18 protein-coding genes are annotated in these 21,538 nt (G+C 70.2%); 5 read left to right on the forward strand and 13 right to left on the reverse strand.

The genetic code is table 11. The features are described 5' to 3' along the window. Positions 1-42: 42 nt before the first annotated feature. On the forward strand, positions 43-2,703 hold the full coding sequence (locus ACXJMZ_RS17845) for a TIM-barrel domain-containing protein (protein ID WP_457031034.1): 2,661 nt from the start codon (positions 43-45) through the stop codon (positions 2,701-2,703). Between the two features lie 64 nt (positions 2,704-2,767). Here ACXJMZ_RS17845 and ACXJMZ_RS17850 read toward each other — a convergent pair whose 3' ends face one another. From ACXJMZ_RS17850 to ACXJMZ_RS17895, 10 genes are all read right to left on the reverse strand, one after another. Further along, positions 2,768-3,673, reverse strand: a complete 906-nt coding sequence (locus ACXJMZ_RS17850) for a carbohydrate kinase family protein (RefSeq protein WP_457031035.1) — start codon at positions 3,671-3,673, stop codon at positions 2,768-2,770. A 61-nt stretch (positions 3,674-3,734) separates the two neighbouring features. Continuing rightward, a complete protein-coding gene (locus tag ACXJMZ_RS17855) occupies positions 3,735-5,726 on the reverse strand; it encodes a glycoside hydrolase family 32 protein (protein WP_457031036.1) in 1,992 nt (663 codons plus the stop codon). 46 nt (positions 5,727-5,772) lie between these two features. Next, entirely contained in the window at positions 5,773-6,774 is a 1,002-nt protein-coding gene (locus ACXJMZ_RS17860; protein ID WP_457031037.1) for a glycosyl hydrolase family 32, read from the reverse strand. A gap of 72 nt (positions 6,775-6,846) precedes the next feature. Beyond that, entirely contained in the window at positions 6,847-7,746 is a 900-nt protein-coding gene (locus ACXJMZ_RS17865) for a carbohydrate ABC transporter permease (RefSeq protein WP_457031038.1), read from the reverse strand. Between the two features lie 21 nt (positions 7,747-7,767). Next, a complete protein-coding gene (locus ACXJMZ_RS17870; protein WP_457031039.1) occupies positions 7,768-8,730 on the reverse strand; it encodes a carbohydrate ABC transporter permease in 963 nt (320 codons plus the stop codon). A 63-nt stretch (positions 8,731-8,793) separates the two neighbouring features. Next, positions 8,794-9,966, reverse strand: coding sequence for a sugar ABC transporter substrate-binding protein (locus tag ACXJMZ_RS17875; RefSeq protein ID WP_457031040.1), 1,173 nt, complete (start codon positions 9,964-9,966; stop codon positions 8,794-8,796). 212 nt (positions 9,967-10,178) lie between these two features. Beyond that, complete coding sequence (locus tag ACXJMZ_RS17880) at positions 10,179-11,198, reverse strand: LacI family DNA-binding transcriptional regulator (protein ID WP_457031041.1); 1,020 nt, start codon at positions 11,196-11,198, stop codon at positions 10,179-10,181. Between the two features lie 311 nt (positions 11,199-11,509). Then, positions 11,510-12,430 (reverse strand): universal stress protein, encoded by a 921-nt coding sequence (locus tag ACXJMZ_RS17885; RefSeq protein ID WP_457031042.1) that lies wholly within the window; start codon positions 12,428-12,430, stop codon positions 11,510-11,512. Positions 12,431-12,910: 480 nt separating this feature from the next. Further along, positions 12,911-13,156 (reverse strand): hypothetical protein, encoded by a 246-nt coding sequence (locus ACXJMZ_RS17890; protein ID WP_457031043.1) that lies wholly within the window; start codon positions 13,154-13,156, stop codon positions 12,911-12,913. 55 nt (positions 13,157-13,211) lie between these two features. Further along, positions 13,212-13,703 (reverse strand): DUF5994 family protein, encoded by a 492-nt coding sequence (locus tag ACXJMZ_RS17895; protein ID WP_457031044.1) that lies wholly within the window; start codon positions 13,701-13,703, stop codon positions 13,212-13,214. Positions 13,704-14,102: 399 nt separating this feature from the next. Between ACXJMZ_RS17895 and ACXJMZ_RS17900 the strand changes: the two genes are divergently transcribed. Further along, positions 14,103-14,465 carry a hypothetical protein gene (locus tag ACXJMZ_RS17900; RefSeq protein WP_457031045.1) on the forward strand — a complete coding sequence of 121 codons (363 nt, stop codon included), beginning with the start codon at positions 14,103-14,105 and terminating at the stop codon, positions 14,463-14,465. A 79-nt stretch (positions 14,466-14,544) separates the two neighbouring features. Here ACXJMZ_RS17900 and ACXJMZ_RS17905 read toward each other — a convergent pair whose 3' ends face one another. From ACXJMZ_RS17905 to ACXJMZ_RS17915, 3 genes are all read right to left on the reverse strand, one after another. Further along, the gene (locus ACXJMZ_RS17905) at positions 14,545-14,724 is read right to left on the reverse strand and encodes a hypothetical protein (RefSeq protein WP_457031046.1); all 180 of its coding nucleotides are present in this window, start codon (positions 14,722-14,724) and stop codon (positions 14,545-14,547) included. 479 nt (positions 14,725-15,203) lie between these two features. Next, positions 15,204-16,262 (reverse strand): agmatine deiminase family protein, encoded by a 1,059-nt coding sequence (locus tag ACXJMZ_RS17910; protein WP_457031047.1) that lies wholly within the window; start codon positions 16,260-16,262, stop codon positions 15,204-15,206. Between the two features lie 89 nt (positions 16,263-16,351). Then, entirely contained in the window at positions 16,352-17,740 is a 1,389-nt protein-coding gene (locus ACXJMZ_RS17915) for a purine-cytosine permease family protein (RefSeq protein WP_457031048.1), read from the reverse strand. Between the two features lie 269 nt (positions 17,741-18,009). Here ACXJMZ_RS17915 and ACXJMZ_RS17920 point away from each other — a divergent pair, with 269 nt between their 5' ends. The 3 genes from ACXJMZ_RS17920 (at position 18,010) to ACXJMZ_RS17930 (ending at position 21,533) form a co-directional block, all read left to right on the forward strand. Next, entirely contained in the window at positions 18,010-18,756 is a 747-nt protein-coding gene (locus ACXJMZ_RS17920) for a TetR/AcrR family transcriptional regulator (protein ID WP_457031049.1), read from the forward strand. Between the two features lie 225 nt (positions 18,757-18,981). Beyond that, entirely contained in the window at positions 18,982-19,821 is an 840-nt protein-coding gene (gene ureA / locus ACXJMZ_RS17925; RefSeq protein ID WP_457031050.1) for an urease subunit gamma, read from the forward strand. Continuing rightward, the gene (locus ACXJMZ_RS17930) at positions 19,821-21,533 is read left to right on the forward strand and encodes an urease subunit alpha (protein ID WP_457031051.1); all 1,713 of its coding nucleotides are present in this window, start codon (positions 19,821-19,823) and stop codon (positions 21,531-21,533) included. The genes ureA and ACXJMZ_RS17930 overlap by 1 nt, the downstream gene beginning before the upstream one ends. The last annotated feature ends 5 nt before the right edge of the window (positions 21,534-21,538 follow it).

Consider the following 21,538-nt stretch of genomic DNA (forward strand, 5'->3'; position numbering starts at 1 on the left):
AGCAGCAGACAACTGTTGCTCAGTCGACGGGAGAAACGCGCCGTGCGCTTACTTCGACATCACCTCCGCTGGACCGCACTCGCCGCGGTCGCGACCTTCCTCGCCACCCTGGCCGGGCCGACCGTTCCGGCCCGGGCGGCGACCCCCGGCTCCGCCGTCCTCGACCTGGGCCACCAGGACGCGACCTGGCAGAGTCCCCGCTACTCCAAGGGCACCTTCGGCGGCGCCGCCGACTGCCCACCGGCCGCACAGGACCCGGGAAACGCGGTCTGCGACCGCTTCGACCTGACCGTCGACGTGCCGACCGGGTACTGGGACGACAACCCGGAGGGCGGCGTCCCGCTCTCCATCCAGTGGCAGACCCCCACCGACGACTTCGACCTCTACATCTACGACGCGAACGGCAAGGAGGTCGCCCAGAGCGCGGGCACCGCCGACCCCGAGTCGACCGTGATCCCCAAGGCCTCGGGCACGTACCACGTCGTGGTCGTCCCCTACGACGTGCACGACAACTCCTATACCGGCCGGGCCTATCTGCCGCAGACGGCTGACGCGGGCGACCTGACCGCCTTCAGCGGTTCGAGGGGCAGCTACGACATCACGGCGGGCACCCTGACGGCCAAGGTCGACTTCCTCGCCGACGACCAGCTGCGCCTGCGGGCGGCCCCGGACGGCGTCCTCACCGACCCGGCCGGCAGCACCATCATCCGCAAGCAGCCCGAACTCCAGGTCGACACCAGCTCGTTCGACGCGGGGGAGTACTACGGCATCCGCTCCAAGGATCTGGTCCTGCGGGTCTACAAGCACCCGTTGCGGTTCGGCCTGTACCGGGCGGACGACCGCACTGCGGTCTGGCAGGAGGACGCCCCGCTGCGCTGGAGCACCAGCGGGATGCGGCAGAGCCTGCTGCGCGGCGCCGACGAGCAGTTCTTCGGCGGCGGCGAGCAGAACGGCAGCTTCTCGCACCGCGACCGGACCATCCACGTCGCCAACAGCTTCGACTGGAACGAGGGTGGCTACAACAACTCCCAGCCGTTCTACGTCTCCAGCGCCGGCTACGGCGTCTTCCGCAACACCTTCGCGCCGGGCAGCTACGACTTCGGTTCGCCGGTGCGCACGGGGCAGCAGGAACGGCGGCTCGACGCCTACTACTTCACCGGTGACGTGAAGTCGGTGATCGGCAAGTACACCGCGCTGGTCGGCAAGCCGTTCATGCCGCCCGTCTACGGCCTGGAACCGGGCGACTCCGACTGCTACCTGCACAACGCCAACCGCGGCGAGCGGCACACCACGGACGCAGTGAAGATCGCCGACGGCTATGTCCAGAACCAGATGCCGCTCGGCTGGATGCTGGTCAACGACGGCTACGGCTGCGGCTACGAGGACTTGGCGACGACCGGAGAGGGCCTGCGGAAGGACCATGCCCAACTCGGGCTGTGGACCCAGAACGGCCTGCCCAACCAGGCCGAGGAGGTCAAGGCCGGGGTCCGGGTGCGCAAGCTCGACGTGGCCTGGGTCGGCAACGGCTACGACTTCGCGCTGAACGCCTGCGACCAGGCCAAGGCGGGCATCGAGGACAACAGCGACGCCCGGGGTTTCGTCTGGCTGCCGGTCTCCTGGGCCGGCGCGCAGCGCTGCGGTGTGCTCTGGAGCGGTGACCAGAGCCTGTCGTGGGACTACATCCGCTGGCAGATCCCCACCTACGCGGGCGCGACCATGTCCGGCATCGCGTACAACACCGGTGACGTCGGCAGCATCTACCGGCACGACCCGAAGATGTACGCCCGCGACCTGCAGTGGAAGGCCTTCCTGCCGGCCATCATGACGATGGACGGCTGGGCGAAGGACGTCGCCACCAAGCAGCCGCGCGACCAGCAGCCCTGGCTGGACGGCGAGCCGTACACCTCGATCAACCGCAAGTACCTGCAGCTGAAGGAGCGGCTGCTGCCGTACATGTACACCCTGTCGGCCGAGGCCACCACGACCGGCGTCGGTGCCGTGCGGCCGCTCGCGCTGGAGTACCCGGACGACCCGGCGGCCCTCGGGCCGAACGCCAAATACGAGTTCCTGGCCGGGCCGGACTTCCTGGTCGCGCCGGTCTACTCGGACACCGCGGTGCGCGACGGCATCTACCTGCCCAAGGGCACCTGGACCGACTACTGGACCGGGCGCACCTACCAGGGCCCGACCACGATCAACGGCTACTCGGCCCCGCTGGACACCCTGCCGCTGTTCGTCAAGAGTGGCTCGATCGTCCCGATGTGGCCCAAGGGCACGCTCTCCTGGGAGAACCGGGACCGGACCGAACTCGACTACGACCTCTACCCGCAGGGGGACTCCACCTACACCCTGTACGAGGACGACGGCGTCACCCGGCAGTTCACCCAGGGCGCCTCGGCCACCCAGCGGGTGGACGTGCACGCGAACGGTGCCGTGACCGTCGTCAAGGTCGGTGCCAGCGTGGGGAGTTACGCCGACAGGCCGAGCAGCCGGGCCTACCGGTTCACCGTGCACGGCGAGCGGGCCCCGCGCCGGGTGGTTACCGAGGGCGGTCCGCTGCCGCAGCTGGGCTCGGCCGCCGCGCTCGACTCGGCCGCGTCCGGCTGGTACTTCGACGCCGCGACCGGAGTGACCACGGTCAGAACGCCGTCCGTCGCCACCGACCACGGCTTCACGGTCGAGTTGATCCACGGCGGGCACTGAAACAAGCAGGGCCCGGCCCACCTGACGGGTGGACCGGGCCCTGTGTTGTATTGAGGCCCAGGCTTCAGGAGCGGAGGACGGCGGTCAGTTCGGCGGCCGTCGGCGGGTTGGCGCCGGCGCGGGAGACGGTGATGGCGGCTGCGGCAGCCGCGGCCCGCAGGGCGGCGGGTACCGCCTGGGCGTCCGACTCACGTCCCGTGAGGGTGGCCAGCAGAGCCGACATGAACGAGTCCCCGGCGCCCACCGTGTCGACGACCTCGGCCGGTGCGGCCTCGGTGCGGAACTCGCCTTCGGGGGTGAGCGCAAACGCGCCCTCGCCGCCGCAGGTGACGACGACCACGTGCGGGCCGAGGGTCAGCCAGCGGGCGGCGCTCTCGCGGACCGGAACCCCGGGATACAGCCACGCCAGGTCCTCGTCGCTGGCCTTGACGACGTGGCTGAGCGCCACGCACTCCTCCACCGCGGCGATGCCGCCTGCCCGTTCGCCGAACAGCGCCGGACGGATGTTGGGGTCGTAGGAGACCGTCGCTCCCGAGCGGCGCAGTTCGCGCAGCAGGCGGCGGGCAGTGTCGGCGCCCGGCTCCAGTACCGAGGCGAGCGAGCCCAGATGGACGTACCGCGCCGACGGAACGGCAGTCTGTTGCAGGCTCCATTCGACGGCGAACTCGTAGGCGGCGCTGCCTCGTTCGTCGATGGTGACGATCGCGGTCGGAGTGGGTGGTTCCTGATCGTCCGTCAGGACCGACACCCCCGCCGAACCGAGGTGCGCCCGGATCAGGTCGCCCATCGGATCCTGCCCGAGCTGGGTGAGGAGCGTGGTCCGGTGCCCCAGCCTGGCCAGGCCGTAGGCGACGTTGGCGGGGCTGCCGCCCGGGTGGGCGCGGTCGGGTCGGCCAGGGGCGCGGACCACGTCCGCGACGCACTCGCCGATGACGAGGAATTCGACGCCTCTGGTGTCGGGCTCTGCCATGGTGCGGGGCTGCTCCTTGCGTCGTGAACTCGTGTGTTCGTCAGGCGTGTTCGCCGGGTTGTCAGTCGCTCAGGGTCACCTGATCGAGCATCAGGTGTCCCCAGCTGCCGGTCGCGTCGTCGAGGATCCGCAGCTGCGCGCTGCGGCCCTGCCACTGGCCGAGGTCCCAGGTGACGGGTTTCAGGGTGCCGGTGTCGTCGCCGGTGGCGGTGCGTACGGGCTGCCCGTCGACGAGGAGGCTGACGGCGGCGGCGCCGGGCTGCCCGAGCGGATGGTGGCCGCCGGCGACCAGGAGGTGCAGGGTGTTGCGGTCGATGGTGAAGGCGGGCGAGGTGATGGTGCCGGTGGCGGAGTCGGTGCCGGCGTAGGTGTCGAGGACGGCGGCGCCGACCTGGCCCGGGAGGCTCGCAGGGGTCGGTCCGGTGCCGGTGAGGCCGCCGGTGGTGGTCCAGCCGGTTCCGTACGTGCTGCCCTCGAAGTCGGCGAGGATCCTGGCCGGGCGCTGGGCGAGGTTGGCGAACTCGGTGACGGTGACGTTGGCGAAGGTGGCGCCGCCGCCGCTGGTGAACAGGTTGACGCCGTTGTCGGCGGGGTCGGGGAACGCCAGGCTCGAGTGGACGTAGCGGCCGTCGTCGAGGAAGTACTCGACGGTGGTGCGGTCGACCAGGATCCGCAGGTGCGCCTGGGTCTTCGCCGGGTCGTACGGTGCGTGGGTCTCCTCGCGCCGGCCGGACGGGTCGGGGTTTCCGGTCTGACGCCGGTTCAGGTAGCTGTAGTCGTGGTTGATTCCGGCGTCGACGTGGCGGGCGCCGTCGGCGGAGACGCGCAGTTGGACGCCGAGGTTGTCGAGGGTGCTCCAGCTGACGTCGGCGTCCAGTTGGTAGGCGGTGCCGTGGTAGTCGAGCGGGGTCTGGCCGTTGACCTGGATCGTGCCGAGCGAGGTGACTCTGGTGGCGTGGTTGTCGAGCGCGGGTACGGGCCGGGAGGCCAGGGCGTAGCCGTCGCCGTAGTGCTTGAGGGTGATCTGGCGGGTGATGGAGTCGGTGCCGTTGAAGCCGTCGGAGGCCCAGGTGGGAGTGTTGTACGGGTAGGACCAGTTGTTCATCCAGGCCATCGCGTAGCGGCGGTCGAGCGGGGCGGTGGGGTCCTCCCAGGTGACGCCGCCGTACCAGTCGAGACCGTGGTCGAGCCACTGCGGGGTGGCGGTGTCGGGGGTGAAGGCGGTGCCGTCGAAGGTGCCGGTCCAGTAGGCGTAGGTGTTGGGGGCGCCGGTGAGGTAACCGTTGGCGCTGGCGCCCATGACCCAGTGGGTGGTGCCGTCGTCGGCCGTGAGCTGGAACAGGTCGGGGCATTCGAGGGTGCCCAGCGTGTTGTCGACGTAACTGGAGGCCCAGGTCCAGCTCTTGAGGTCGGGGGAGGTGTAGAACCCGATCCGGTCGCCCTCGGCGAGGAGCGCGACCCAGCGGTTGCGGGGGGCGTCCCGGACCACCTTGGGGTCGCGGAAGTCCTTGCGGCCGCCGTTGGCCAGCACCGGGGTGTCGCCGTAGGGGCGGAAGTTGCGGCCGCCGTCGGTGGAGTACCAGAGGAACTGGGCCTGCGGGCCGGACGCGTCGACGATCTGGGCGGGCGTGGGGTGGTCCATCTGGGTGGTCAGGACGACGATCGCGCCGGCGCCGAACCCGGCGGTGTTGTCCGTGTCGACGACCGCCGAGCCGGACCACAGGTCGTAGTTGGCGTTGGTCTTCTTCGGGGCGGCGACGCCCTGGTCGTGGAAGGCGACGTTGTCGGTGGTGGTGGCGAGGCGCCAGGCGGTTCCGACGGCCTGGTCGTAGTCGGCGTTGTAGAGGTAGTAGTAGTGGAAGGCGCCGTCGACGTAGACCGGCCGCTGCGGGTCGTTCTTCCAGTGGTCGGGCACGGTGAAGTGGTACACGTCGCGGTAGCTGTCGGCCGCCCGGGCGGCCTGAGGGGCGGCCGGGCCGGGGGCGGCGACGCCGAGCGCGGTCAGGGCGAGAGCGAGCAGGGCGGTGAGGGAGAACCGCAGTCGGGAGGTCATGGTCGGCTCCTGGACTTCTGTGGGTGGGGGAGGAGCTGTCGTACCGTCAGCGAGGCAGGGGGACCTGCGCGGACAGGGCGCCGGCCCCGGCCGGCTCCGCCTCGAACGTCATCCGGTGACCGTCCCAGCGGACCGGCATGGGGTCGCTGACTCCACCCGTGAAGGTCCCGTCGGGGCCGGTGTGGTGGAAGCCCATGAGCACCCAGCGGCCGTCCCGGCGGCGGACGAGCTTGCCGCTGTAGTAACGGTCGTCGGTCACCTGCTCGGCCGCGTCGATGTCGAACGGTCCGAGCAGGCTCTCGGCGGGGGCGGCCCAGATGCCGCCCCGGGTGCCGCCCGCCCGGCGCAGGTCGGAGGCGTGCTCGGCGAGGCAGGAGAAGAGCAGTACCGGCCGGCCGTCGACGATCTCGGTCTGGACGACCTCGAGCTGCCCGAAGCCGCGTACGGCGGGTGCGGTCAGCGGCGGCCGCAGGTGCCACTCGCGCAGGTCGGGGGAGACGGCGTGGCCGACGACTCCGCGTTCGAAGGCCGGCCCTTCGGCGGCCCGGGCGGTGATCAGCATGTGCCAGCCGTCGCCGCCGGGGTCGGCGAAGACCCAGGGGTCGCGGAACGCCTCGTCGTGCCACCGGCCGGAGTCGAGGGTCTCGTACCAGGCGGGGTCCGCGCCGAGGACGGGGTTGGCGCCGGCCTTGTGCCAGGCGGTCAGGTCGGTCGAGGTGGCGTAGCCGATGCGCTGGATGTTCCGGCCCTCGGGGGCCCGGGTGGCGCCGGTGTAGAACAGGAACCAGGTGCCGTCGGGGTGGCGGGCGACCGAGCCGGTCCAGGTGGCGAGGTCGTCGAAGGCGGGGGCGTCCGCGCGGACCAGGGCGTCGGGGACGCGGGTCCAGGTGCGCAGGTCGGTGGAGACGGCGTGGCCGATGGCGGCGCGGTAGTGGCGGGCCTCGGGGTCGTGCAGGGCTCGGGACGCGTACAGGAAGAACAGGTGGTGCTGCTCGCCGTCGTCGGCGAACCAGAAGTCCCAGACCCAGGAGTCGGGCAGCGTGAACATGAGGGCCTTTCAGGGCAGGCGTGAGGAGCCCGGCGGGGCTTGGTGTACGGGGGCGCGCGGTGGCGGCGGTGGTCAGCCCTTGACGCCGCTGGCGGCGACGCTGCTGACGAAGGCGCGCTGGAAGGCGAGGAAGACCACCAGCACGGGCAGCGTGATCATGGAGGTGTAGGCCATGATCTCGCCCCAGGCCGGGTTGTCCTGGAAGAAGTACTGCATACCGACCATGACGGGGCGCAGCTTCTCGTCCTGCACGACCATCGTCGGCCAGAGGTACTGGTTCCACGCGGGCAGGAAGGTGAGGATCGCCACGGTCGCGAAGGCCGGTCCTGACAGTGGGACCACGATGCGGCGGTAGATGGTGAACCAGCCGGCGCCGTCGATGCGGGCGGCCTCGTCCAGCGAGGTGGGGATGGTGGAGAAGTACTGGCTGAACAGGAAGATGGAGAAGGCGTTCGCGACGAACGGGATGATCTGCACCTGGTAGCTGTTGAGCCAGCCGATGTCGTAGACCAGCGCGCCGTCCTGGAAGAGCAGGGTCGGCAGGTGGGCGACCCAGTAGACCAGCGGCACGGCGATCGTCTCGAAGGGGACGATGAGGGTGGCGATGACGACGCCGAGGACCAGGCCGCGGCCGCGCCAGCGCAGGCGGGAGAGGGCGAAGCCCGCCATGGAGTTGACGACCAGTCCGAGGCCGACGATCGCGACGGTGACCAGCAGCGAGTTGAGCAGGAAGCGTCCGACCGGTACCCGGTCGAAGACCGCGCCGTAGTTGTCCAGACCGACGTCGCCGACCGGCAGGAACGCGCGCCAACCGCTGATGTCGGAGAGGATCTGGCCGTCCGGCTTCAGGCTGGAGACGAACATGAAGACCAGCGGGAAGAGGAAGAACACGGCGAGGCCGACCAGGACCAGGTACGACCAGACCCGGCGGCGCCGGCGCTGTTCGCTCGCCTCGGAACGCGTGTCTCGCACGCGCGGAGTTGCGGCCATGGGTCAGTCCTTGTCGCGGGTGAGGTGGCGCTGGATCAGCGCGATGACGAGCACGATCACGAAGAAGACCAGGGACAGCGCGGAGCCGTAGCCGATCTGCTGCTGGCGGTAGCCGGTGAGCACCGCGTGGTAGACCAGCGTGGAGGTCGAGTCGATCGGGCCACCCTGGGTCATCACGTCGATCTGCACGAACAGGCCGAGCGCGGCGATCGTGATGGTGATCAGGACGAAGATCCTGGTCGGGCGCAGGCACGGCCAGGTGACGTCCCTGAACTGGCGCCAGGTCCCGGCGCCGTCGATCCGGGCCGCCTCGTAGAGCTCCTCGGGAATGGTCTGCAGCCCCGACAGCCAGATCAGCATGTGGAATCCGACGGCCTGCCAGACGGACAGCACGATGATCGCGAACAGGGCGGTGCTGGGGTTGTTGAGCCAGGCGGTGCCCTGCCAGGCGCCGAAGGTGACCGAGTCGATGAAGGAGTTGACCAGCCCGTCCGGCTGGTACATGAACTTCCACAGGATCGAGACCACGACGATCGAGGTCACGACCGGGATGAAGAAGATCACCCGGAACGCGGTCACGCCGCGGATCTTCTGATTGACCATCAGGGCGAGGAACAGCCCGAAGCCGGCCTGGACGGGGACGACCACGGCCGCGAAGGCGAAGGTGTTCAGGGCCGAGCGGAAGAACGTCGGGTCGATGGTGAAAGCCCGGACGAAGTTGTCGAGGCCGACGAAGCGCAGCGGCTCGGGGGAGATCAGCCGCGCGTTGGTGAAGGAGAGTGCGAAGCCGAGCAGCACCGGCACGATCAGGAACGTCAGCAGCAGGACGATCGCGGGTGAGGCCATCGCCAGGCCCGCGCGGGCTTCGCCGCGGCGGGCGGCGCGCTGTCCGCGCCTGATCGGTGCCCGGGTGGCCTCGGGGGTGGCCGCGTCGGCCGGGGATTCAAGACGGAAGGTCGCCGTCATGGGGTCACGCCTTTCCACAGGCGGGGCGGCACGGCAGCCGCCCCGCCATCGCTTGACGCCTCGTCAGTTGCCGTAGCTGTTGTTCGACTTGAGGTCGCTGTCGATCGACTGCACGGCACTGTCGAGGGTGGACCTGACGTCGGCGCCGTTCATGATGTCCTTGGCGGCCTTCTCGAAGGTGGTGGAGATCACCGGGTAGCCGGGCGTGGCGGGGCGGACCAGGGCGAACTTCTGCGACAGGACGGCGAACTGGTGCAGCGAGCCGTCCGGGCCGAAGTACTTCGACGCGGCGGCGGCGCCCGTGGTGGCCGGGATGACGACCTGGCTGTCGGCGAAGTCGGTGAGGTACTTGTCCTGGAAGCTGAACTTCAGGTACTCGCGGGCGCCCTCGCTCGGCGCGCTGCCGCAGCCGGCGGAGATGCCCCACTGCCAGGAGCCGCCGCCGATCCGGGGACCCTTGCCGAAGTCGACGGGAGGCAGGATCAGCAGGTCGGAGCCGACCTTCTGCAGCGCGTCCTGGGCGTTCCACACGCCGGTGTAGCTCAGCGCCACCTTGTCGTCGATGAACTTCTGGTTCCCCACCGGGCCGCTGTTGTTCGCCCAGCCGTTCTTGAACACCTTCTGGAACCAGGTGAAGAACCTGGCGGAGTCGGGGCCGTTGAGCACACCGTCGGCGGACTTCATGGCGGTGCGGTCGACCAGGTCACCGCCGGAGCTCTGCAGCATCGGCGAGTACGCGTACGGCCACCACTCGCCCTTGTCGGCCGTGCCGAGGTCGAGCGGGGTCGCGTAGCCGGAGCTCTTGAGCTCGGCGGCGGCGGCGTCGAACTCCTCCAGCGTCCAGGGCTGGTCCACGGTCGGGATGCGGATGTTGTTCTTCTCCAGCACCGACTTGCGGGCGAAGATCGACAACGCCGCGTCCCAGTAACCCGCCGAGTAGACCTTGCCCTTGTAACGGCCGACCGCGGTGGGCAGCAGCGAATCGGTCAGCGCGGTCGGGAGCTCCAGCGGCTGCAGGTAGCCGGCCCAGGCCCAGTTGGGCATGATCGGGCCGTCCATGTCCAGCAGGCACGGCAGGTTGCGGGCGGCGGCCGCCGCGGTGATGGCGTCGTTGTACGAGCCCTGCGGGAAGTTCTGCTGGACGACCCGGTACTTGGTCTGCGAGGCGTTGAAATCGTCGATGATCTTCTTGTAGACAGCCAGCTCTCCGGGGTTTCCCGCGGAGTGCGTCCACATGCTGATCTGCGTCGGACCGTTTCCGGACGGCGTGCCGTCGTGGCTCGCCTTGGCGCAGCCGCTCAGCGCGACCGTTCCCAGGAGGACCGCCGCTGCTACGATTGCGAGGGGTTTGCGCACAGGTGATCCCTTCAAGGGGCCGACTTGCAGGTCGTCCCCGGTGTGATGGCAGCGTCAACTGCCATGTGATTTCGGTGAGTCCGCCGCCGTTCTCAGTTTCCGGCCGGGATCGGCGGCGGCCCCACGGAGTCCCGACGGATGATCGGGCAGTTCATGAGAAGCGGGTCGTTCCGATCGGACTCCCGCAGCCCCAGGGCAACCTCCATCGCCCAGCGGCCCATCTCGTAGTGGGGCAGTGCGACCGTGGTGAGCGGCGGATCCAGCTCCGAGGCGATCAGCTGCTGGTCGTCGTAGCCGACGATCGACAGGTCGTCGGGGATCACCAGGCCGCGACGGTGAGCGGCGGTGTAAGCACCCATCGCCATACGGTCGTTGAAGCAGAAGATCGCGGTCGGACGTCGCTCCGCCGGCAGGTCCAGCAGTCCCTCGACAGCCGTCCGCCCGCCCGCGGCATCGGTTGTCGCGCGCACGTGCAGGGCCGGATCGGGGGTGATCCCCGACTCGGCGAGCACCTGCAGATAGCCCTGGTGGCGCAGCTTCGAGGCGACGACCTCCTCGGGGTTGGGCGCGTCGACGTAGGCGATCCGCCGGTGACCCGCCGCCACCAGCTCACGCGTCGCCGCGGCCCCGCCCTGCCGGTCGTCCGGCACCACCGCCGGCCAACCGCCATCCGTCGGACGGCAGTCCAGGAAGACGGCGTCCGCCGGGAGGCCGGCCGGCGCGTCCACCGCGCGGTGCCACATCCGGGCATAGAGCATCGCGTCGACCTGCTGGCCGACCAGGGCGAGGATCGCCTTCCGCTCCTGCTCCGCGTCGTCGTCGGTGTTCACCAGGATGACCAGGTGGCCGTGGTCCCGGGCGACGTCGTTGGCGCCCGCCAACATCCGGCCCGCGAAGGGGGTGGTGGCGATGGTGTCGGAGATCAGCCCGATCGTCCGGCTCCGCTGGGTCCGCAGGCTGCGCGCCACCGAGTTCGGCGCGTACCCGGCCGCCTCGGCCGCCTCGCGGACCCGGGCCTGCGTCTGCGGCGAGATGCGGTCGTTGCCCGCACCGCTCAGCACCATCGAGACGGTGGCGGTCGAGACGCCGGCGGCGGCCGCAACATCGGACATACGCACCCGGGCCATGGCGATCCGACCTCGTTTCATCTGCGTTTAATCGTTTAACCTTCGGGACGTGAGTATGCAGTTCCCCCGTTGCACCGTCAAGACAACGGGCATCCCCGTAACCCCTACGCAACGCGGGTGTGACCCGAGCGTGGCGACGGAACGGCGGCCGCCGTGAGCCAAGTGCCCTGACAGCGTGGGTGGGTGGGTGAGCGCTGCCGGAGTCGTTCCGGGGCGGGGTTCGACGCGCCGATCGTCGGCCCTGGTGAACGTGCCTTCTACGGCGGTCAGTTCGCGTCGACGACCCTGCTGTTCGATCACTTCGCGGTCCAGCTGTGGGCGTCACCGTCCAGGTCACGTGGCCCGGTCGGCCCCGGCACTGTGACGACAGGACACCGAGCATGATGCAGGACGCCCTGGCCGACGGACCCGAGCAACTGCCCGGTGAAACCCCCGGCACCCCGCGTGCCGACGACCAGGGCCAGGGCATGCTTGGAGGCCTCGGCCAGGACGGCCACCGGATGTCCGCGCACCACCTCGTGCCTGAGCTCCACCTCCGGGTAGGGCTCCCGCCGCCCGGCCGCTGTCTCCGCGAGCACCCGGCGGGACTCCTGCTCCACGCGGTACTCATCGGCCACCGAGAGGTGCGAAGGGTTCCAGGCGTACAGAGCGCGCAGCTCGGCGCCCCGCAGTGCTGCCGCTTCGAAGGCGTAGTCCACGGCCTCCTGTGCCGTCCGGCTGCCGTCCACACCGACGACGACGTACGCCGGCTGCTGGGTGATGTGCTCCGGGTCCCGGACGACCACCACCGGGCAGCTCGCGTGCGCGATGAGCGGCAGAGTCACCGCCCCGGAGTGGAACAGCTCCCGGACGCCGGAGAGCGGTCGTGAGCCGAGGACCAGCACCACGGCCCGCTCGGCCTGCCTGTTCAGTACCTCGGCCGGGTCCCCGTCGACGAGCCGGGCTGACACCTGCAGGGCGGGGTGGCGTTCCCTGACGAAGCGGGCCGCCTCGTCGAGCGCGTGCTCACCCGCCGTACGAAGCAGTTGGGCACGTTCGTGGAGTTCGGGCCAGAGCCGGGGCCAGATGCCCTCGCGGGTCACGGGTTTCCACGCCTGCACTACACGCACCGGCAGGTGGCGCCGATTCGCCTCATCGGCGGCCCAGGCGAGCACCATGCGGCTGGGGCGTTCGGGATCGACGCCGACCACGACGGAACGCTGTCCGTCGGGACTCATCACGTCACGTCTCCTCCGGTGGCAGGGAGCGGTATTCCCCGAGTCGCTCGGTCACCTGTCAGATTGCGGGGGCTGGAAACGACCCGAGCGCTTGTGGCAGCGTGACGGGATCGCACTGCGACTGTCACTTGGCGGAACCAACAAAAAGGCCGCCCCCGCATTTCTGCGGAAACGGCCCATGCCCTGCATAAACGCTGATCTGAACAACAGGATTTGTATCTGCCCCCCCCGGGCAGCTAAGTGGTCCGGTTATCTCCCGACCGAAAGGACTGGTTGGGACTTCGCGATCACGAGCCGCAGAATCAGGGCTCCTGCTTCTCTGATCTGCATATGTACCTCCTCGTGATCGTCCTGCCGGTAGGTTCTCCGGCACTCTCCAGGGTACTCCGGTAAAGCGCGAATTCGGGCAAGTCAGGTGCGCGAATGCCGTCGCGTCAGCCAATTACTGCTGGTCGGCCGGGGGACGGCAGGACCTGCGGATCAGTACGCGGAACCGCTTCGCAGATAGGTGCCCGCGACCTCGAGCCATGCCCCGGGGCTGAAGCAAGCCTCGACCGCGTGCGGAGTGTCCTCGAAGACGCGCAGGATCCGCAGCGCTCCGCTGGGGTGCAGGTCGTACTCGTACGTGAGGCCGCCGGGGACGTCCTGGTACTGCATGTCCAACGGCCCCTTGGACGGCTCGGACGGGGTCCGGGCGTCGACCGAGAGTTTCACGTAGACGGACATGTCTCCACCATGTCTTTCCTGGCCACCCGAAGAGCTCGTACGGGTGGCGCATCGGTCAGAACGATTCGCCGGAAAGCTCGGAGCTGATGCCGGTGACGATGAGGATCCGCCGCGCCGAGTCGGTGCCGCCGGCCTCGACCGCCCGCGCCATCGCGGCATGGGCCGCGTCGAGGCTTGCTCGCGGAGGGACAACGAGCAGCGCGAAATGATCGCGGTCACCCCGCGTGATGATCACCGTGTCATCACCGACCGGGTACCAGTTGATGTGCACGGACCGGCCGTCGACGACCAGACGGGCCGGGACGTCGTCCCACGCGTCCGCATCCAGGCCGATGCTCGTGACAGGGCCCAGGTGCTCGGTCAGCGCAGTGACCAGACCGGGCAGTTCGGCACCGACGTCACGGGACCGAGGCCACCACGCACCATCGAGCGTCCCCTCGCGCGACCGCGTCGTCTCCAGCCTCAGCAGAACCGAACCCGGTTTCGCCGCCTCGCGGAACCGGTCCGGCAGGAGCGCCGAGAACGGCGTGTCGGAGTCATCCGCCATGGCCCGCCACCCATCCGCAGGCCCTGGAAGAGCCCGCTCACCACCGAGGACGACGCCCCGGACAGCCGGCATCCGATCCGAACCGCCCCCGGTCTCCCCACCGTACTCCGACCGGTCGTCGTGGTCTCCGGTCCGACCGTGCAGGGGTCGGCCGTCCTGGTTCCCGCCGCGATCCGCACAGGTTCGCACCGGCCGGCCGGTCCTGTCGGCCCACCAGGTCGACCCGACGGTGGGCGCAGCTGGCGAGCATGGTGGTGTCCAGGTCGGGAAGGAGATAGTTGGTGCGGGCGAGGACCGTACTGGATCGCGATGGTGGGGATGGCGTCGGCGCCATCCGCAGCCGAGTGACGACCCGAGGGCAACAATCGGCGTAACGCCGGAAGGCGGTACTGAGGAGCGATGGCGCGGTTCGTGGTGAAGGGCGATGACCTCATCGTCGACCTGTCGTGGTGGGAGAAGGCCGCGGCGCGTCGCCGTGACGTCCGCGCACCCGTGTCCGCGATCCATCAGGTGAGCGTCGAGCCCGACTGGTGGCGTGCTCTGCGCGGCGTGCGCGGACGAGGTACCTGGATTCCCGGCGTCCTGTCCTACGGCATCCGTCCGCATCCCCAGGGGAAGGACTTCTCGGCTGTCCGAGTCCGAGCCCACCGGCCCGTCGTATGCGTCGACCTGTGGAGCTCCTCGCCGTACGCCCGCTTGGCCGTCACCGACCCGGACCCCGACGGCATCGTCCGGGCCATCCGTACCGCCGCCGGCATCTGACCGCCACTCGAACGGTTCACTCATTCGCGTGGTGGTGGCATGACCTGCCGTGCCAGCTGCGGCACCTGGTTGCCGTGCGTCACTCGCGTGACCACTCGGTCTCGGCCTGGGGCTCGCCAAGAGCATCGGCTCCCTCCCAGAGGCGGATCCTGACCGCCCGGGGGCAGGGAGCGGGCCGGGAGAGTGTGCGTACGAACACGTCCCGCAGGTGGTTGGCCGCCCGTTGGGGCGGCCCGTCGTACTCCAGCGGATTCTGCATGGGAGCACCGTCCCGCCGGGACCAGTGGCCATCGTCGTCCTGGGTCTCCAGAACCCACCGGTAATGCCCCATCGTGGCCTCCTGTGACAACGATCCCGCCCCCGAACACGACCGTATGAGGCGGACGGGCCAACGGCGACCGGGAGGATCCGCGAGTCGTACTCGAAGGTGACGCCGTCCAGCTGATGCCGGTCCTTCGACGGCTCCGCCGACGCCCAGGCCTCGACGGGCACAGGCCCGCCGAGGGCCGACCCCTGGGAACGGGGGCTCGGTCCGCCCCCGATATCCCCATGTCATTGCGCTCACACAGGGCCTGTCCGGCCGGTATCGCGAGAGCCGCCGCGAGGTGCCGGTGTCTCAGCGCCACTCGACCAGGCCGTCCGTGAAGCACAGGAACTGCAGTGTGGAGCCGGGGCAGCAACCAGTACGGCCAACTCCTTGAAGCCGACGGAGCGTTCGCAGCCAACGTCTCGCGTACGTCAGGTGGCAGCCCCGGCCCGACCGGCACGCGCCGTCGGCGCTGGCCGGGCGCTGCCGATGATGCTCAGGGCAGTGCTGTCCTCGGGTACCCCGGCCAGCGGGACGATCACCCCGCCGTTGACGGGGTAGTGGTTGGTGTAGCTGAAGATGAGGACGTTGCGGCTCGCCTCGAACCAGCGGGGCTGGGCGTGGATCTCCACGAGTTCGAAGCTGCGGCCGAGGGCGTCCGTACTTGCCTGGAGCACCGCCTTGTTGGCAGCCATGCGTTGCTCGTTCGGGCTGCCGGTGCCGGGCTGGGTGAGGATCAGCAGCTTGGCCGGTCCGACGTACGAGGCGCACAGGTCGACGTGTCCGTCGGTGTCGTAGTCCCCGTCGAGGCCGTAGGGGAGCCAGATCATTTTCTGCGCCCCGTACGCGTCGAGCACGGCGGCCTCGATCTGGGCCTTGCTCATGGTGGGGTTGCGGTTGGGGTTGAGCAGGCACTCCTCGGTGGCGATGACGGTGCCCTGCCCGTCCTGGATGACCGAGCCGCCTTCCAGCACCATGTTGATCGGCTTGCGGGGCACGCCCAGGTAGTTGCAGGCCCCGATGGGCAGGTTGTCGTCGTTGCCGTACGAGTACTTGTTGCCCCACCCGTTGAAGACGAAGTCGAGCCCGATCATCGCGGTGCGGGAGGTGTTGACGGTGAAGACCGGGCCGTTGTCCCGGGTCCAGCAGTCCCAGACGTCGTACTCGGTGACCTCGACGGTCGGTCCGCACTGTGCTCGGGCGTCGGCGGCCGTGCCCGGGTGGGCGACCATGACGACGCGTTCGAACCTGGCGATGGCCCTGGCGAGTCCGGCGATCTCGGCCTGGGCCTCGAGCATGTGCCCGTTCCAGCCGGCGCCGCCGGTCTCGTGCGGCCAGGCCATCAGGGTGCCCGCGTGCGGTTCGAACTCGCCGGGTACCACGAAGCGTTGCGCGGCGGACGCGGCACCGGCATCGGCGGCCGTCCAGGTGCCGAGCACGGCGGCCGATGCGGTCAGAAGGGCGGCGGCACCGAAGCCGCGTCTGGTCATCGCTGACGGATGCATCTGATCAATCCTCTTCCGAAGTGTGGGCATGATGCGCGGACCGAAGCCGGGCGCGGCTCGGTCCCGGCGCGGGGTTATGCGTCGGCTCGGGCCGTGGCGAGTTGGGTCCGGTACAGCCGCTTGAACAGCACCGCGTACAGCAGCGCGCCGACGGCGGGACCGACCAGTGCGGACAGGTCCGCTCCCCCCAGTGCATCGGCGAAAGGGCCCTGGAAGTCCGTGGAGTTGATGCACAGCAGCGCGGCGGTGGTGCCGAGGACCTGTGCGGTGACGCCGGCCCAGTTGACGCCGCCGTGGTACCAGTAGGCGCTGGTGGGCGTTTCGTTGTGCAGGCCCGGGCCGCGGTAACGGTTGCGGCGCAGGATGAGGTCGGTGACGCTGATCGCCAGACCCGGGCCGAGGACGGCGACGGTGAGTTCGAGGACCTGGCTGAGGGCGTCGATGAAGTTGCTGACGAACAGGGCGTACGCGGTGATGGCGACGCCGGCGACACCGTCGAGCAGGACGGCGGCCCACTGCCTGATCGGCAGGCCGACGGCCTGCAGGGCCAGGCCGGAGCTGTACATGGTGAGGACGTTGCCGGCGACCGAGCCGATCACGATGGCCAGCAGGAACAGCGGGTAGAACCAGCCCGGCACGATCTCCGCCAGGGAGACCTGAGGGTCGGTCATGTCGACCGCGGTGCCGGCGAGGACGCCGACCGCGCCGAGCAGGACCGAGGGGACGAAGCCGCCGAGCGCGGTCCAGCCGGCCACCGCGCGGGGTGAGGAGTCGGCCGGCAGGTAGCGGGCGTAGTCGGCTCCGGTTCCCCAGGACAGCGGGCCGGAGGCGATGATGGCGAAGCCGAGCAGCGCCACCGCGACCAGCTCGCCGCCGTGCGGGGCGGCGTCGGGCTGCCGCCCGGGCTCGGCGTGGGCGAGGACGAATCCGGCGAGCACGGTCAGAGTGATGGTCAGCATCCAGGTGAACGCCGGGCTCAGACGCACGATCAGGGCGTGGCCGTAGACGCTGACCACGATGGTGACGACCGCCAGCAGCAGCACGACCACCCAGCGCGTCGTGGTGCCGACGGTGACGCCGAACTGGTCGAGCAGCGCGAAGCCGGCGAGCGCGCCCATGGCGAGGTTGATGGCCTCGTACGCCACACAGACCGACCAGTTCGTGATCACGGTCGACACACGGTTGCCGCGGATGCCGTAGATGGCGCGGGTCTGCACGCTGGAGGGGGTGCCGGCGACGGGGCCGCTGATGGCGAGGATGCCGTTGAACGCCCAGAACAGGTTGCCCAGGACGATGACGAGCAGCGCCTGCCAGGTGTTGAGCCCGAGCAGGACCAGGCTGCCGCCCAGGACGACGGACAGGTAGTTCACGTTGGCTGCGGCCCAGACGAAGAGCAGGTCGCGGGGGCGGCCGTGGCGCTCGTCGTCGGGGATGTGGTCGATGCCGCGGGTCTCGATGTGCACCGCGTCGGTAGAGGCCGGCGGCGCATGGTCGGTCGCGGTTCTGGCAGGTCCAGTGGGGGTCACGGGGTCCTCCGGTTCATGCGGGGTCGAACGGACCGAGTGGTGCGGTCCAAGAGGGCTTCGCGGTGCCGGTGGCGATGTCGGGGCCGAGCTTCACACCCTCATGGGTGTTGCTCTTTCCGGGTTCCCTGATGTTAAAGTCAGCGGCAGGTGGCTGACTTTAAGGTCAGCCGCAGACCGAGGACAAGAGCTGTGACAGGATCGATGCCGTGACCGAGCAGGAGACCAGGACCGACGACGTGACAGCGGACACCGCCGGCGGCGCGCGGGAGGGCATCCTGCAGGCCGCCGTCGAGCTGATCGCCCGGGACGGCTTCGACGGCGTCCGGATCGCCGACGTCGCCGCCCGCGCCGGTGTCTCGAGCGCGCTGGTGCACTACCACTTCACCGGCCGTGACCGGCTGTTGACCGGCGCGCTCGCGCACTCCCTCACCCGCGCCGAAGCCCGCCTCTCGGGCCACACCCGGCACGCCGAACGCGACACCCCGCCCCAACGGCTGGCCGACCTCATCGACTTCGGCCTCCCGCTCACCCACGACGACGTCCTCGAATGCCGCCTGTGGGCCGAGCTGGAGATCCGCTCCTCCGGATCACCCGAACTCGCCTCCACGCTCACCGAGTTCCGCGCACGCATGCTGCGCCCGCTCGCCGCGGTGGTCGAGGACGGGCTGCGCTCGGGCGACTTCCGCGACTGCGACCCCGCCGACGTGGCCACCATCGCCCTCGCGCTGCTCGACGGCCTCACCACCCGGCTGATCACCGAGACGTCCACGTCCACACTCGGCCTCGCCACAGCCCGCCGCCTGGCCGCCGGTCAGCTCACCCTCGCCGTCCACTACGACGGCGACCTGCCCTTCCAGCCCCTGCCCGACCCCGGCACCCCACCCGCCGACCTGGCACCCCAGCGCGCCACCCCCCGCCGCCGCCGCGCCCCACGCGCCGCGGCCCGCCCCTGAACGGTGCCGGACCCGGCGGGGCACTCGCCCGGCTGCGTGCCGACGGCATCGCTCTGATCCACGACCAGACCGGTCGCACCCTCATGGCCGACGGGGCCTAGCGGCCTGCCTCGAGTCGGGCCACCGACGGGTCAGGCGGGGTACTCCGGCCTGTGTACACGGCGTCGACAGTTCTTTGGACCGCCGTTCGATCCCGCATTGAACGGCGCACTATCCGGAGGTTTCATGCGACTCACCCCGACGGAGCGCGACCGGCTGCTGATCTTCACAGCGGCCGAGCTCGCGCGCGCCCGCCGCGCCCGCGGCCTGCAGCTCAACGTCCCCGAAGCGCACGCGCTGATCGCCGACACCGTCTGCGAGGCGGCCCGCGACGGCAAGCGCCTGGCCGAGGCCATCGACCTCGCGCGCAGCGTGCTCGCCCCCGACGACGTGCTGCCCGGAGTCGTCGACATCGTCGGCGACATCCAGGTCGAGGCGGTCTTCGACGACGCCACCAGGCTGGCCGTGGTCACCGACCCGTTCCGGTCCGCCGAAAACGCCGGCGCGCCGCCCACCTTTGTCAACCGGGCCTGCCACACCGGTGGTTCGTGTACCGGTGGCCCCGCTGCACCGCAGCTCGACGAGGCCGGGCCCGGCTCGCTGGGCGACGAGGCGCCCGGCGCGGTGCTGTTCGGGAACGCCCCGACCGACCCGTTCGCGGACGCCGACGTGCTGACCGTCGAGGTGCGCAACACCGCCGAGGTACCGGTCAGCGTCACCTCGCACTTCCACTTCTTCGAGGCCAACCCCCGGTTGCTGTTCGACCGTTCGGCCGCCTACGGGCGTCGCGCCGCGATCCCGGCGGGCGCAACGGTGCGCTTCGACGTGGGTGCCAAGGTCTCGGTCGGCCTGGTCCCGATCGGCGGCGCGCGCATAGCGATCGGCTTCGCCGGACTGGTCGACGGGCCGCTGGACGCGCCCGGCGCGAAGGACGAAGCACTGCGCCGCGCGCACGCCTGCGGCTATCTCGACACCGGCGCCAACGTGACGGCTGAGCCCCGGATCTACAAGGAAGGTGAGGTCTGATGGCCGCCGCAACCGGGGGAGTCCTCGATCCCCGCGACTACGCCTCGACGTACGGCCCGCGGGCCGGCGACCGGATCCGGCTCGGCGACTCCGGGCTGATCATCGAGATCGAGTCGGACGCGCAACAGCACGGCGAGGAGTTCCTGGCCGGGTTCGGCAAGACCGCGCGCGACGGGCTGCACCTGAAGGCGGAGACGGTCCGCGAGACCTGCGACGTCGTGATCAGCAACGTCGTCGTCATCGACGCCGTGCAGGGCATCCGCAAGGTGTCCATCGGCATCCGCGAGGGCCGGATCGCCTCGATCGGCCGGGCCGGAAACCCCGACACACTCGACGGCGTGGACGTGGTGGTCGGCACCGGCACGACGATCGTCTCCGGCGAGGGCCTGATCGCCACTGCGGGCACCATCGACACCCACGTCCACCTGCTGAGCCCGCGGATCATGGAGGCGTCGCTCGCCGCGGGCGTGACGACGATCGTCGGGCAGGAGTTCGGGCCGGTGTGGGGCGTCGGCGTCAACTCGCCGTGGGCGCTGCGGCACGCCTTCTCCGCGTTCGACGCGTGGCCGGTCAACATCGCGTTCCTGGCCCGTGGTTCGTCCTCCGGCCGCGGACCGCTCGACGAGGCGCTCGTCGAGGGCGGCGCGTCCGGCTTCAAGGTCCACGAGGACATGGGCGCACACGCCAGGGCACTGGACACCGCGCTGCGCGTCGCCGAGGACCACGATGTGCAAGTGGCCCTGCACACCGACGGGTTGAATGAGTGCCTGTCGGTCGAGGACACCCTCGCGGTGCTCGAGGGCCGCACCATCCACGCGTACCACATCGAGGGCTGCGGCGGCGGGCACGTCCCCAACGTGATGCGGATGGCCGGGGTCGCGAACGTCATCGGCTCGTCGACGAACCCGACGCTGCCGTTCGGACGCGACGCGGTCGCCGAGCACTTCGGCATGATCGTGTCCGCGCACGACCTCAAGCCGGACCTGCCCGGCGACGCCGCGATGGCGCGGGACCGCATCCGGGCCGGGACGATGGGCGCCGAGGACGTGCTGCACGACCTGGGCGTCATCCCCATCACGTCGTCCGACGCCCAGGGCATGGGCCGGGCGGGCGAGACCGTCCGCCGTACGTTCGCCATGGCAGGCAAGATGAAGGCCGAACTCGGGCCGCTGGCAGGCGACCCCGCCGACGGACGGCACGACAACGCCCGGGTACTGCGCTACATCGCCAAACTCACCATCAACCCGGCGATCGCGCACGGACTTTCGCACGAGGTCGGGTCGATCGAGCCGGGCAAGATGGCCGACATCGTGCTGTGGCGGCCGGACCACTTCGGGGCCAAGCCGCAGCTCGTGCTCAAGGCCGGGTTCCCCGCGTACGGCGTCGTCGGCGACCCCAACGCATCCACCGACACGTGCGAACCCCTGGTGCTCGGACCGCAGTTCGGCGCGCACGGCGCGGCCCCGGCGGAACTGTCGGTCGCGTTCACCAGCCAGGCCGCCGCCCAGACCGGCGGCGACCTGATGCCCACCAGGCGGCGCCGCGTCGGAGTGCGCAGCACGCGTGGGATCGGGCCCGCGGCGATGCACTTCAACAACCGCACCGCCGAGGTCCGGGTCGCAGCCGACACCGGAATGGTCACCCTCGACGGCGACCCGGTCATGTCGGAGCCGGCCGACTCGGTCTCCCTCAACCGCGTGTACTTCCTCTGACTCAC

The organism is Kitasatospora sp. P5_F3, from assembly GCF_054049135.1.

What these genes read in the sequence shown, in the direction of transcription:
- ACXJMZ_RS17910 (WP_457031047.1), bottom strand. Translation starts at nt 16,262, where the DNA reads ATGACCAGACGCGGCTTCGGTGCCGCCGCCCTTCTGACCGCATCGGCC.
- ACXJMZ_RS17860 (WP_457031037.1), bottom strand. Translation starts at nt 6,774, where the DNA reads ATGTTCACGCTGCCCGACTCCTGGGTCTGGGACTTCTGGTTCGCCGAC.
- ACXJMZ_RS17885 (WP_457031042.1), bottom strand. Translation starts at nt 12,430, where the DNA reads ATGAGTCCCGACGGACAGCGTTCCGTCGTGGTCGGCGTCGATCCCGAA.
- ACXJMZ_RS17870 (WP_457031039.1), bottom strand. Translation starts at nt 8,730, where the DNA reads ATGACGGCGACCTTCCGTCTTGAATCCCCGGCCGACGCGGCCACCCCC.
- ureA (WP_457031050.1), top strand. Translation starts at nt 18,982, where the DNA reads ATGCGACTCACCCCGACGGAGCGCGACCGGCTGCTGATCTTCACAGCG.
- ACXJMZ_RS17880 (WP_457031041.1), bottom strand. Translation starts at nt 11,198, where the DNA reads ATGTCCGATGTTGCGGCCGCCGCCGGCGTCTCGACCGCCACCGTCTCG.
- ACXJMZ_RS17850 (WP_457031035.1), bottom strand. Translation starts at nt 3,673, where the DNA reads ATGGCAGAGCCCGACACCAGAGGCGTCGAATTCCTCGTCATCGGCGAG.
- ACXJMZ_RS17890 (WP_457031043.1), bottom strand. Translation starts at nt 13,156, where the DNA reads ATGTCCGTCTACGTGAAACTCTCGGTCGACGCCCGGACCCCGTCCGAG.
- ACXJMZ_RS17895 (WP_457031044.1), bottom strand. Translation starts at nt 13,703, where the DNA reads ATGGCGGATGACTCCGACACGCCGTTCTCGGCGCTCCTGCCGGACCGG.
- ACXJMZ_RS17900 (WP_457031045.1), top strand. Translation starts at nt 14,103, where the DNA reads ATGGCGCGGTTCGTGGTGAAGGGCGATGACCTCATCGTCGACCTGTCG.
- ACXJMZ_RS17905 (WP_457031046.1), bottom strand. Translation starts at nt 14,724, where the DNA reads ATGCAGAATCCGCTGGAGTACGACGGGCCGCCCCAACGGGCGGCCAAC.
- ACXJMZ_RS17855 (WP_457031036.1), bottom strand. Translation starts at nt 5,726, where the DNA reads ATGACCTCCCGACTGCGGTTCTCCCTCACCGCCCTGCTCGCTCTCGCC.
- ACXJMZ_RS17875 (WP_457031040.1), bottom strand. Translation starts at nt 9,966, where the DNA reads ATGTGGACGCACTCCGCGGGAAACCCCGGAGAGCTGGCTGTCTACAAG.
- ACXJMZ_RS17930 (WP_457031051.1), top strand. Translation starts at nt 19,821, where the DNA reads ATGGCCGCCGCAACCGGGGGAGTCCTCGATCCCCGCGACTACGCCTCG.